The sequence below is a fragment of the Acinetobacter halobius genome, from assembly GCF_044130335.1.
Lineage (GTDB): Bacteria > Pseudomonadota > Gammaproteobacteria > Pseudomonadales > Moraxellaceae > Acinetobacter.
The window spans coordinates 1-12,535 of sequence record NZ_JBIQOD010000033.1 but is presented as its reverse complement, the minus strand read 5'-3'; the positions used below and the strand labels follow the sequence as shown (position 1 = coordinate 12,535).

Annotated in this window: 10 protein-coding genes; 5 read left to right on the top strand and 5 right to left on the bottom strand. The window is 42.3% G+C overall.

Annotated elements, in window-relative coordinates; translation table 11 throughout:
• Window positions 1-153 precede the first annotated feature (153 nt).
• The 3 genes from ACE01U_RS16835 to baeS all read right to left on the bottom strand — a co-directional run bounded on the left by ACE01U_RS16835 (window position 154) and on the right by baeS (window position 4,068).
• Window positions 154-1,509 carry an amino acid permease gene (locus tag ACE01U_RS16835; RefSeq protein ID WP_395579998.1) on the bottom strand — a complete coding sequence of 452 codons (1,356 nt, stop codon included), beginning with the start codon at window positions 1,507-1,509 and terminating at the stop codon, window positions 154-156.
• A 209-nt stretch (window positions 1,510-1,718) separates the two neighbouring features.
• On the bottom strand, window positions 1,719-2,405 hold the full coding sequence (locus ACE01U_RS16830; protein WP_004983596.1) for a response regulator: 687 nt from the start codon (window positions 2,403-2,405) through the stop codon (window positions 1,719-1,721).
• A 19-nt stretch (window positions 2,406-2,424) separates the two neighbouring features.
• Complete coding sequence (gene baeS / locus ACE01U_RS16825) at window positions 2,425-4,068, bottom strand: sensor histidine kinase efflux regulator BaeS (RefSeq protein ID WP_086210417.1); 1,644 nt, start codon at window positions 4,066-4,068, stop codon at window positions 2,425-2,427.
• 136 nt (window positions 4,069-4,204) lie between these two features.
• Here baeS and ACE01U_RS16820 point away from each other — a divergent pair, with 136 nt between their 5' ends.
• The 4 genes from ACE01U_RS16820 (at window position 4,205) to ACE01U_RS16805 (ending at window position 9,553) form a co-directional block, all read left to right on the top strand.
• Window positions 4,205-4,843: a hypothetical protein gene (locus ACE01U_RS16820; RefSeq protein ID WP_395579997.1), complete on the top strand. Its 639-nt coding sequence runs from the start codon at window positions 4,205-4,207 to the stop codon at window positions 4,841-4,843.
• 294 nt (window positions 4,844-5,137) lie between these two features.
• Complete coding sequence (locus tag ACE01U_RS16815) at window positions 5,138-6,940, top strand: acyl-CoA dehydrogenase C-terminal domain-containing protein (RefSeq protein ID WP_395579996.1); 1,803 nt, start codon at window positions 5,138-5,140, stop codon at window positions 6,938-6,940.
• A 195-nt stretch (window positions 6,941-7,135) separates the two neighbouring features.
• Window positions 7,136-8,917: an acyl-CoA dehydrogenase C-terminal domain-containing protein gene (locus ACE01U_RS16810; RefSeq protein ID WP_086210420.1), complete on the top strand. Its 1,782-nt coding sequence runs from the start codon at window positions 7,136-7,138 to the stop codon at window positions 8,915-8,917.
• A gap of 138 nt (window positions 8,918-9,055) precedes the next feature.
• Window positions 9,056-9,553: a phosphate-starvation-inducible protein PsiE gene (locus tag ACE01U_RS16805; RefSeq protein WP_110974673.1), complete on the top strand. Its 498-nt coding sequence runs from the start codon at window positions 9,056-9,058 to the stop codon at window positions 9,551-9,553.
• 69 nt (window positions 9,554-9,622) lie between these two features.
• Here the strand turns inward: ACE01U_RS16805 and ACE01U_RS16800 are convergent, their stop codons facing one another.
• Window positions 9,623-10,078, bottom strand: coding sequence for an RcnB family protein (locus ACE01U_RS16800; protein WP_228156976.1), 456 nt, complete (start codon window positions 10,076-10,078; stop codon window positions 9,623-9,625).
• Window positions 10,079-10,272: 194 nt separating this feature from the next.
• Here ACE01U_RS16800 and ACE01U_RS16795 point away from each other — a divergent pair, with 194 nt between their 5' ends.
• Window positions 10,273-10,725: a hypothetical protein gene (locus ACE01U_RS16795; protein ID WP_110974671.1), complete on the top strand. Its 453-nt coding sequence runs from the start codon at window positions 10,273-10,275 to the stop codon at window positions 10,723-10,725.
• A gap of 120 nt (window positions 10,726-10,845) precedes the next feature.
• Here the strand turns inward: ACE01U_RS16795 and ACE01U_RS16790 are convergent, their stop codons facing one another.
• Window positions 10,846-12,309, bottom strand: a complete 1,464-nt coding sequence (locus tag ACE01U_RS16790; protein WP_086210424.1) for a phospholipase D family protein — start codon at window positions 12,307-12,309, stop codon at window positions 10,846-10,848.
• Window positions 12,310-12,535 lie beyond the last annotated feature (226 nt).

Genomic DNA, 12,535 nt, shown 5'->3' with positions numbered 1-12,535 from the left:
CAGTATTCTGATGTGACAAAACCTGAATCCTTGTAGTTGAAGTGTTTGTTCGCACTTATATTTTAACTACTTTGGACTCAGGTTTTTTTATTTAAGTCTAACTATGGGACAGCAGTGTCATATTGAGTCCTTTTCAACATCGTTACCTACGCTTTAGCTTTTCTTCGGCTTCAATGTTTTAAATAAAACAAAGAGCACGAGGATCCAGACAGGAAGCATTAATACTGAAAGCATAAAGCCTTGATTCCACATGATATATAAAATCATCAGCATAAAGGCTAAAACAAAATAATTGCTAAACGGTGCAAACAACGCTGGAAACTTGGTTTGAATGCCTTGTTTTTTCATACTCTGTCTAAATTTAAGATGAATCAAACTGATCATCATCCAATTCAGCACCGCCGCACTGACCACAATATAAATCAGATAACTGAGCGCTTTTTCAGGTAAGAAGTAATTTAACAGCACACAACCGAAAATCAGTAATGCTGAAAATAAAACCGCCGCAATCGGTGTCCCTTGTCGATTCACCTGCTTAAAAACTTGTGGAGCATTGCCTTGTTCGGCCAGACCTAAAAGCATGCGACTATTGGCATACATGCCACTATTACAAACAGAAACCGATGCAGTCAGAATAATAAAATTGAGTAAATGCGCTGCCCAATCAATGCCCATTTGCTTAAAAATAAGTACGAATGGGCTTTTATCTAAGCCACCCAAATCCAATTGATTCCAAGGCACCAGAGACAAAAGAATCGCCAGCGAGCAAATATAGAATAGAAAAACCCGAATCACCGTTTGATTGACGGCTTTTGGAATGTTCTTTTCAGGATCTTCGGTTTCCGCAGCCGCCATACTGATCAGCTCAATGCCGCCAAAGGCAAACATCATAAAGGCCAACATATAAAACAAGCCTTCAAAGCCATGTGGGAAAAACCCGCCATGTACCCATAAGTTCGTGATGGAGGCAGTGGAACCGACATCAGCCGTCAATAACAGATAAACCCCGAAGATGATCATGGCAATAATCGCCACAACCTTAATTATCGACAGCCAGAACTCAGACTCCGCATATAGTTTGACATTGGCAAGATTGGCCAGTGTGATCACCACAAAAAACACCAGCACCGAGACCCACGCAGGAATATGTGGCCACCAGTAATTCACATACTTGCCAATCGCGGTCAGCTCAGTCATCACCACCAAGATATACAGTACCCAGTAGTTCCAGCCTGTTAAAAAGCCTGAAAACCGCCCCCAATACTTAAAGGCAAAGTAGCTGAATGAGCCCGTCACTGGCTCATGCACAATCATTTCACCGAGCTGACGCATAATTAAAAATGCAATCAAACCGCCAATCATATAACCCAAAATAATGGATGGGCCAGCAGATTCAATAATATGTGCTGAACCTAAGAACAAACCTGTACCAATTGCGCCACCCATGGCGATCAATTGAATATGGCGGTTCTTTAAACGGCGCTGAAGTTTAGGCGTCTCGCTGCTCAAAACACATGCTCATCTGATAAAAAAATGAATTGTACCGCTTGCACAGGCGATCAACCAGTCTTGCCCTTTAAAATCGCCGATTGTCCCGTCTCGCTTTAGCAATTTCGCATTCAAACTGACTGTCATTTTTGCTTACTCCCTCCCCTGAATGCATAAAAAAGCGGATAAGCCTAAGACTTATCCGCTTTTTTATTGTTTAGACAACTGAATTAATCTTCAGGATATTCAAAACGGTAACCTACACCATATACTGCCTGAACCCATTCATGACGGTTGCCTGTTTCAGCTGCATCCGAAATCTTACGACGTAAGTTCTTAATATGACTATCAATCACACGGTCAGCCACTTCAAAGCTGTCTGGATTAATATGATCCAGCAACTGTGCACGTGAATAGACTTGCCCCACATGCTCTAAAAACAACTCCAGTAAACGAAACTCGGTCGGTGTTAAGTTTAAAGGCTTTTGTTGATACCAAATGCGTTGCTGCGCTTTATCCATACGGAATAAAGACTGATCTTCAGGCTCAGCCTTGCGCTCTAAACGGCGTAACACGGCTTGGACACGCGCCACTAATTCTTTCGGGCTAAAGGGCTTACACACATAGTCGTCTGCCCCCATGTTCAAGCCAAGCACGCGGTCAATTTCTTCGGTACGTGCGGTAACCATAATGATCGGTAAATCCGACTGTTCGCGGACTTTACGGCAAATGGTTAAACCATCCATACGCGGCACCATCAAGTCTAAAATCATGAGACTCGGTTTACGCTGCGTAAAGCTATCAAATGCGTCCTGACCATCGTGAAACATACTGACTTCAAAGCCCGCTGCTTCAAGATAATCGCGGACCAATTGTGCAAGTTCTACTTCATCTTCAACCAGCATAATATGTTTCATACATACTTCCTTTTGTGTTTCATTTTTTTGGGAACGTTAACTTGCAACGTAAACCACCCAAAGGCGAATGATCAAAGCTCAATTCGCCACCTAAAGCTTGCGCCAGTTTAGCAGATAAAGCCAAACCTAAACCCGTACCACCTGTGCTCCGCGTCCGCGAGTCATCTACACGGTAAAAACGCTCACCGAGTCGTGCCAACTGTTCGTCACTTAAACCATAAGGGCTGTCATCAACGTAGACTGTCCAATCTGTTGCAGATTGTTCAGTATGAATACGAACCTGTCCACCGGCTTCAGTATAACGAATACTATTGCCCAACAAATTGACCATGATTTGCTTAAAGCGGTCAATATCAAGTTGTAACTCAGCCCCCTCACCTTCAACACTGATGCTTAAATGAGCTTGTTCAAATTTGGGCTTAAAGTTTTCCACTTCTTGCTCAATCACCGCCCATGGATTTACGCTTGCAAAATAACAGTTTAATTGCTGCGCTTCAGCTTGTGCTAAGTCTGCCAAATCATGAGTCAACTTTTTCAAACTGGTCACTTGACGTAACATCGAGGCAAAATGCTCAGGCGTTGGTTTTCGGATACCGTCTTGCATCGCTTCAATCTGCGCTTGTAACACTGCCAACGGTGTTTTCAACTCATGCGAAGTATCCGACACCCATTGACGACGTGAAATTTCATGCTGATCTAAAATCACCGCCAATTGGTTGAGCTCATTGGATAAATCACCCAGCTCATCGTTTCGATTCACTTTAACTTGATGCTGAAAATTACCTTTCGTCAGTTCACGTGTACCATTTAAAAGTCGCTGAATCGGTTGTTTAAAATACGTTGCCAATAATAATGAAACAATCAAACTGGCAAAAACAGTTAAACCATAAGCCAATAATAAATAACGTTTCTGATTGCTAAAAAAGTTAATACTCAGTGCATCATCTTGATCAAGCACGGGTTTTAGGCCCAAATACCCGACTATTTTTTCATCCACAATTATGGGGCGATATGAAACTTGGTCTGAAGATGGCTCACCAACAACGAATTGTTGTTTGGCGTCATATAAAGATAAACGTGAGCTCAAACCTAAACGGTCTGGCATTGAGATAAATTGCTTTTTCTGATTTTCCTTTGGTGGTGCTTTGCCATCTTTGCGTTCAGGGGGGCGAAATGCATTTTCATTCGACCTCAATGGAAATTTAAGCCCTTCAAAAGGTTGATATTCTGACGGTAAATTAAGCTCTAACCATTTCAATTCATCTTGATCAAGTAATGGTTTTCCTTGATCAGCTTTGGCCAAAGTTGGCGGGAGATTCGCAAAAGTATGTTCTTCAAAATAACGCTGCTGTAACGCAATATCATATTGCCGTCTTAACCACCAATGCGAGAGCCGGTCATAATCGTCAGGATCCGCTTTACCTTCAATCTGTAAAATCTGTGCTTGAATGGCATTGCCCCAATCATGATAAGTGCTATACACACCTGCCAAGTTGTCAATCAAATGATCGAGCTTTTGCATTTCCACATCTGCAACGTATTTAGCAAAATTCTTTTGCATCGTCCAATGTAACACGCCCAAACTCACCGTGGTAATCACCAACGTGGTCAGCAAGACGGTCAGGAATAAGCGTAAGGCAATCGGTACGCGACGAATTTTCAAAACACATATCTCAGTTTTTTCTTCTCATTTCGTATTGTATAGAACACTGTGCTAAAAAACTCTCCATTGTTTCTACATCATTATTACTTAATCTTTAATCATCAAAAATCACCTGCTCTTTATTGGGGAATTACACATGAATAAGATGACAAAAATTGCTTTAGCCACTGCCAGTATTCTATCTGTAGGCGCATTGACTGCCTGTCAATCAACCCAGCCTCCAAAAGATATAGACCAACCTCAACGCATGCATGGTCATGACAAGAACGACCGTCGAATGTCCCCTGAACAACGCGAGCAATTTAAAGAAATGCGCGCTGAACATAAACAAGTCATGCAAGACATGAAAAAAGCCTGCGATGGCAAGGCAGTAGGTACAGCGGTACAAATTAAAGCAGGTGAACAAAACTTAGATGGTACCTGCGCCATTTCATTTAAACCAAACCGTGATGAAATGAAACGTGGCGAACGTCCACCAATGGAAGATGATCATGCTGGACAGGCACCTATGCAAGGTGATCGTGGTGAGTTCCGTGGCATGCATATGCAACACGGTGAGCCATTAACCGATGCAAAACGTGCTGAACTGACCAAACAATATGCTCAGCGTTTAGCTGAACGTCAAGCGCGCCAAGAAGCTATGGCTAAAGCTTGCCAAGGCCAATCAGATGGTAAATCTGTTCAAATAAAAGTTGGTACGCAGACCGTGGATGGTAAATGTATGGTTCACTTCCAACCAAAACCACCCGTTCCAGCTCCAAATCAAGCATCTTAAAAAGATAGTTTCAGTTCAAAGGCGCATTCTGCGCCTTTTTTCTTGGACATAACTTTTTACGCTTTTTGACTATTTATGTCATGCTAGAACAGCCAAAACTGTTTACACTCAACCCACTTAGCGATTTTAAATAATATTTGTTTGACTTTACAGTCACCAAGAAAAGCCCCTGAAACGCTTGTACCAAATTAGAAGATGTTGCACGATTGAACCATTCCAACACGTGTCAATGAAGACACGTTTTTATGTTTATTAGGATTATAAGCTGGTTAAACCAGTATTGAGGAAAACGAGATGCCACAATACAAAGCGCCCTTACGTGATATGCAATTCGTACTGCATGAGTTACTTAAGGCAGAAGAACATTATTCTAAACTGCCTGCATTTCAGGAAACCGTAAGCCGTGAATTGGTTGACCAATACTTAGACGCTGCTGCAGATTTCTGTGAAAACGAATTATCTCCAATCAACCAAAGCGGTGACCGTGAAGGTTGTACATGGAACGATGGCGTTGTTACCACGCCAACAGGCTTTAAAGAAGCGTATCAGAAATATATCGAATTAGGCTTCCCATCTCTTTCTGCTGAAGAGCAATATGGCGGTCAAGGTCTACCAGTTTCTTTAGGTAACGTGATTTCTGAAATGGTCGGTACTGCGAACTGGGCTTGGGGTATGTACCCTGGTCTTTCTCATGGTGCAGTACGTACTTTAGAACACCACGGTTCAGCTGAGCAAAAAGATGCGTACTTACCAAACCTTGTTTCAGGTGTTTGGACAGGTACCATGTGCTTAACTGAATCCCATGCAGGTTCTGACTTGGGTATTATCCGTACCAAGGCTGAACCACAGGCAGATGGTAGCTATGCAATCACAGGCGAGAAAATCTTTATCTCTGCGGGTGAGCACGACATGGCGGAGAACATTGTTCACATCGTCCTTGCTCGTCTTCCTGGTGCGCCTAAAGGTACCAAAGGTATTTCGTTATTCATCGTACCGAAGTTCAATCTAAATGCAGACGGTTCTGTCGGTGAACGTAATGCAGTACGTTGTGGTTCAATCGAACACAAAATGGGGATCCATGGTAACTCAACTTGCGTGATCAACTTTGATAACGCAAAAGGCTTCCTGATTGGACCTGAAAACCGTGGCTTAAACTGCATGTTTACCTTCATGAACACTGCTCGTATTGGTACAGCAGTTCAAGGTTTATCGGCATCTGAAGGTTCATTCCAAGGTGCACTTGCTTATGCAAAAGACCGTTTAGCAATGCGTTCACTGACTGGCCCTAAAGCCCCAGAAAAAGAAGCAGATCCTATCATTGTTCACCCTGCTGTACGTAACATGCTTTTAACACAAAAAGCATTTGCTGAAGGTGGTCGTGCACTGGTTTACTTATTGTCTCTACATGCAGACGTGGTTGAGCAAGGTGCGACAGAAGAAGAGCGTAAATACTCTGACAACATCTTGTCTCTACTGACTCCAATTGCAAAAGCATTCTTAACTGAAACAGGTTCAGAGTCTGCAAAACACGGTGTTCAAGTGTTTGGTGGTCACGGCTTTATTTCAGAGCATGGCATGGAACAAATCGTTCGTGATACACGTATTGCGTGTCTATACGAAGGAACAACAGAAATCCAAGCATTAGACTTATTAGGTCGTAAAGTTTTGGGTACTCAAGGTGCAATGTTGAAAGACTTCACTAAGATTGTTCACAAATTCTGCGAAGCGAACAAAGACAATGCTGCAATGCAAGAATTTGTTGAACCACTTGCTGCGCTGAACAAAGAGTGGGGTGACCTCACAATGCAAATTGGTATGAAAGCAATGCAAAACCCAAATGAAGTGGGTGCTGCAGCAGTCGATTACCTCTACTTCTCTGGTTATGTCACCCTTGCTTACCTATGGGCACGTATGGCACTTGTGGCTCAAGAAACACTTGCTGCTGGGACAACTGAAGTTGACTTCTATAACGCGAAAGTTACTACAGCTCGCTTCTACTTCAAGAAGATTCTTCCACGTGTTCGCTCACACGTTGACGTGATTGCTGGTGGTGTAGAACCGTTACTCGCATTAGATGCAGAACATTTTGCATTCTAAGCTGAATATCTCAGTTGATATTTGAAATGTTGTACTCTTGAGTACAGAAATAGAGAAAGGACGGTCATAGCTTTGACGGTCCTTTTTCTTTATAAATAGAGCGTTATTTCGCTTGGGTCATCTGACAACATCCACCGTTGTCCATTAAGCTGTCCTAAGTCTACAGAGATTCAAACAATAAACAGGTGAACGAACATGCCAATTTATAATGCCCCACTTGCGGATATGAAGTTTATCCTCAATGACGTTTTCAATGCTGAACAGTTCTGGCAGTCTAATGAAAATCTTGCTCATGTAGACAGCGCAACGGCTGAAGCGATCCTCGAAGAAATGGCTAAATTTGCGCAGAACGTTACCCTGCCTTTAAACCGTACAGGTGATGAAGAAGGTGCAACTTATAGCAATGGTGCAGTCACCACACCTGCTGGTTTTAAAGAAGCATTTAAACAATATGCTGAAGGCGGTTGGATTGGCTTAGCAGCTGATGAAGAATGGGGCGGTCAAGGCATGCCTAAAATGCTGACCGTTCTTGCAGATGAAATGCTGTTCGCAACCAACCCATCATTCATGCTCTATCCGCTACTTTCTGTTGGTGCTGGTATGGCACTGAACAGCTATGCCTCTCAAGAGCAAAAAGAAACGTATTTACCTAAAATTTACTCAGGTGAATGGTCTGGAACAATGTGCTTAACGGAGCCACATGCAGGTACAGATCTAGGCATTATCAAAACTAAAGCTGAACGTAACGAAGACGGCACCTATAACATTACAGGGACTAAAATCTTTATTACTGGCGGTGACCACGACTTAGCTGAAAACATCATTCACTTGGTTCTAGCGAAAACACCAGATGCACCTGCGGGTTCACGTGGTATTTCATTATTCATCGTACCTAAATTCTTGGTGAATGCAGATGGTTCTGTCGGTGAACGTAATGCAGCAGGCCCAGGTTCAATTGAACATAAAATGGGGATCAAAGCGTCTGCGACTTGTGTGATGAACTTTGACGGTGCCAAGGGTTTCTTGGTCGGTAAAGAAAATGAAGGCCTTGCGGCGATGTTCGTGATGATGAACTACGAACGTTTGTCGATGGGTATCCAAGGTTTAGGTGCATCTGAATTTGCTTACCAAAATGCTGCACAGTACGCAACAGACCGCCTACAAGGTCGTAGTGCATCAGGTGTTCAATCACCTGCTAAGCCTGCAGACAGCATTCTTGTGCATGGTGACGTTCGTCGTATGTTGCTGAATGCACGTGCGAACAACGAAGCATCGCGTGCCTTTGCTGTCTATGTCGGTCAACAACTTGATATCACCAAGTTCTCAACAGACCCTGAAGCGGTGAAAGCAGCCAATGACCGTGTGGCACTGCTAACTCCAATTGCAAAAGCCTATTTAACCGATACTGCTTTTAATGCAGTGATTGATTCGCAAATGGTCTTCGGTGGTCATGGTTATATTCGTGAATGGGGCATGGAGCAATGTGTACGTGACTTACGTATTGCACAAATCTACGAAGGTACGAACGGTGTTCAGTCTCAAGATTTAATTGGTCGTAAAACCATTAAATGTGGTGGTGCATTTATCGCAGACTACATTTCTGAAATCCGTGACTTTGCTAACAGCTTAGACGCTGACCTAAACTTCATTAAAGATGCAACACTCGATGCAGCAACTGAAGTAGAAGAAGTAACCAAGTATATTCTTGAACGTGCTGCTGAAAGTGCAGAGTTTCCAAATGCTGCAGCAGTGGATTACTTACATGCAGTCGGCTTACTTAGCTTTGCTTATATGTTTGCAAAAATTGCCAATGCGGCCAAAGCCAAAGATGGTGATTTCTATCAAAACAAATTAGCGCTTGCGGCTTACTTTACACAGCGTATTTTGCCTGAAATCGACTTACGTATTGCAAAAGTAAAAGCGGGTGCAGAAGTTATCATGAACTTTTCTGAAGACTACTTCACCAACCAAGCTTAATTAGTTTAAACACGATAAAAAACGCCTGACCAATCAGGCGTTTTTTTTAACGTCAGCTTTTTATAATCAACTTCTCGTCATTTGCATGAAATTTGCATATGATTCAATATAATATCCGCAAAGTATGAGGAGGCTAGCATGACCAACCGTGATCCTAAAATAGAGAAAATTGAAACCCTCCTCGATAAATTAGGCAATACTGCAGTAGAAAGTTTTCACTATGTGGCTTTATTTATTATTGGCTGTATGGTGATTTGGTCGGCTGGTCATACTGTTTATGAGATCCTAACCGTTAAACAGTACGCCTCGATTGATGATATTTTACTGTTATTCATCTACTTAGAGCTGGGTGCAATGGTCGGTATCTACTTTAAAACCAACCACATGCCTGTTCGTTTCTTAATTTATATTGCGATCACTGCCCTCACTCGGCTACTCATTTCGGACATCCAACACGACCACAAAGCCGATATGGATTTAGTCATTATCACAGGCTCAATATTAATTATGGCTCTTGCCATTCTGGTGGTCCGTTATGCGTCATGGAATTATCCTTCGGTGATTCGGGATAAACATGCCGACAAACCCTTAGCTGAAGGCAAAACACCACGTCCACAAGATGATGAACTCGCTTAATTTTTATTGACCACTAAAAAACCCTCCGTCTAAACAACGGAGGGTTTTTAGTATCAATCAAAGATTCATTTATTTTGAATCCGGCTCTAAAGCATAACGTCCATTTTCAAAAATCCAGTGCATGCCTTCAGGTGGGTCTGGTAGCCCTAAACGTCGCCAATCGGTAATCAATACATAATCACGACTTTCAATGCTGGAATCACCATCCCCATACACATAGCTATTGGTTTCCTGACTATAAGTTGAATAACTAGGTGCTCGATAAATAATACTCACACCTGGTCGCATCGGATACCCGCCATGAGGAGGATGGTGCGGAGGTGGTCTGTGCTGAGGAGGCTCAATTGGAGGCGGTGATGTAGGTCGCGTGGTTAAACCCTGATAAGGCCCCGCATAAGTTGGAAAACGTTGCGTTTGCGAAGTCAGCGGTTTTCCATAATAACGCGTCACTGGTTGAGCAAAACTCAGTGCAGGAAATAAGCTGAGTAAACTTATTCCATAGATTATTTTTAAATATTTCATCATCTTCCTCCACTGAGGTGAATATTATTATTTTAAACCAATTTAATGGATAAAAAATGTACAAACTGTCGATTTTAGATCATTGCTGGTTATCGTCGCTATAAGGTGACAAACTGGATTTCTTTGAAAATCAAAAATCACAGGAGTTTTCAGTTTATACTTAGCCTTAGTTTATAATTGTATTGGATGATCACGCCGTGGCTGAATTAAGTTTTGATCGACTCTATGAATATTTTTGCAAAGTTCCCAGTATTCAAAAAAATCTGATTGATGCTTATGGTACAGATGGAAAAAGTGCGTGGTGGTTTAAGTTCCAAATTGATGTAGATCATCCTTTGGCATGGCAAACCGTGCAAGAACTTGGGCATGTGTTGAACTATATTTCTAAAAATGAGCGCCTCCCGACACAGTTTTTACCTGTCTCACCTCCACCGTACATGAATGGTGAAGCCAAGCAATTCTTAGCATGGGTCATTCAGTGTAACCACGCTGACTTTCCACCCGATGTGATTTGTGACTGGTTAGAAGCACGTCTGCCAAGTCCAGTAGAAGATGCTGAAAAATGGAAAATCAAAACCGATCTACATGAACTCGATAAGATGACCGATAAAGATTTGGATCAAATCATCCCGCCCAATCCTGAGCAGTAAAATCTTAAAAATTAAATCTCCCTCAATCCCTCTTTAAAAAGAGGGATTTTTCATCTTGCACAATATAGGAGAAGTACCGCTTTTCATGAAACGGCAAGAAATGGAAAAAGGAATTCGAAATTAAAACGTCGACAAACCACTCCACTCCATAAAGCGGTATAGCCCATATTTGAGTTTTGACTCATCTTTATATTGCTCATAGTCCACACTCATTTGACGACCATTTAAGTTCGACCATGCCCCATCAAAATATTGCTGAGCATCTGTAAACACCGCTGCTTTAGACTGACCAATCACACGTAAATTAGTCTCCAAGTTATAATTTTTCAAATTACGTGCAGTAAAATTCGCTGAACCCAAAATGAGCTCTGCTTCTTGCGCATGGCGTTTTAAAACCATTTTGCTATGACACTGTTCCCCTTGAGTATTACACCAACGCACTGTAATACCGGCATCGTTAAGCTCAGACGCAACTTGGCGGTTGGGGATTCCATTCTTTTGACGACCAAATGCATCTTTATTGGGATCGAGTAAAATCCGAAGTTTAACGCCACGGTTCTGTGCATCTTTTAAAGCATTGATAATTTGACGTTCAGACAAATAGAACATCGCCAAATCAATCTGATCATTGGCTTTTGCGTTATTCAACAAGTTGAGTGTTGCATCTAGGATTGCTTTTTCAGTCAGCACTTGAACTTGAGGCTGGGATGGACTGGCTTCAAACTCCCCCATAATCACCATCGGTACATCGCCCTGAGACATGTGAGCCACAGTTTGCTCTGTTTTCAAGACATCAATTGCGGTATTGCCTGTCACCAACAGCGCCACATTGGAATGTCGCGAACTGCCATCATGCGGATTCGCAGATGTCACCAAGGTCTTCCAACCTTGTGCGGTATCGACCACTAAAGTTTTGCGATGATTGGCTTTAAAATTAAATAGATTTAAATAGCTGCGTAGCGTAATTTTTCCATCCCCAAACGGATTGCCTAACCAACCACCATCGGGATTATTGCCTGCATTTTGACAACAGATATACCAAAAACCTGACCAAACAGGGTTAGAAGCACGGAGCGGACGTAAATCAGTTTCGATCACATCCACACCCGCCTGACGCAGTTTACGGTAATGCTCAGGTAAGAGCCCGCCATAGACTGAGTTAATCGGGTCAGTGATGACTTTGATTTCAATATTCGGATGCAAGCTACGCTTGACAATCAATGCATCGGTCAACTGACGAGTCAACGCCCGTTGTGATACTTGAGATGTCCCCACTTCATCATTAAACAAGAACATATCCAGCACAATCGTGGTTTGTGCATCTTCAATCAACTTAAACACTTCGTTGAAAATATGGTGATCTTGTTGCTGTTTACCTTGTGCATCAATATAGGTTTGATCTGCAATAAATTTGACATCGGCATGACGTAATTTGCCAGTATAGTCCAACCCATCAGGCAGTGGTTTAACAGTATGATAAACCGCTGAGCTTAAGTAAGTTAGAGCCAGCAAGCCCACCACGACACCAACGTAACGAGTCGCAGTCCAGTTGAGCTTTTGATGTAATTTTCGAAAGATACGCATAACAAAAAACCTAGTCCAATATGCTCAGACTAGGTTTTATTGTTTGATTTTTCAAGAGGATTTCTGTTGTCGATGTTTTGGCAACCTCTCCACAAAGGAGAGGAAGCCCCCACTGCTGTCCCATAGTTTTGTTTAAATAAAAAACCTGAGTCCAAAGTAGTTAAAATATAAGTGCGAACAAACACTTCAACTACAAGGATTCAGGTTTTGTCACATCAGAATACTG

Coding starts and splice junctions, on each gene's coding strand:
- ACE01U_RS16800 (WP_228156976.1), bottom strand. CDS start 10,078: ATGATGAAATATTTAAAAATAATCTATGGAATAAGTTTACTCAGCTTA.
- ACE01U_RS16830 (WP_004983596.1), bottom strand. CDS start 2,405: ATGAAACATATTATGCTGGTTGAAGATGAAGTAGAACTTGCACAATTG.
- ACE01U_RS16820 (WP_395579997.1), top strand. CDS start 4,205: ATGAATAAGATGACAAAAATTGCTTTAGCCACTGCCAGTATTCTATCT.
- ACE01U_RS16810 (WP_086210420.1), top strand. CDS start 7,136: ATGCCAATTTATAATGCCCCACTTGCGGATATGAAGTTTATCCTCAAT.
- ACE01U_RS16815 (WP_395579996.1), top strand. CDS start 5,138: ATGCCACAATACAAAGCGCCCTTACGTGATATGCAATTCGTACTGCAT.
- ACE01U_RS16805 (WP_110974673.1), top strand. CDS start 9,056: ATGACCAACCGTGATCCTAAAATAGAGAAAATTGAAACCCTCCTCGAT.
- ACE01U_RS16790 (WP_086210424.1), bottom strand. CDS start 12,309: ATGCGTATCTTTCGAAAATTACATCAAAAGCTCAACTGGACTGCGACT.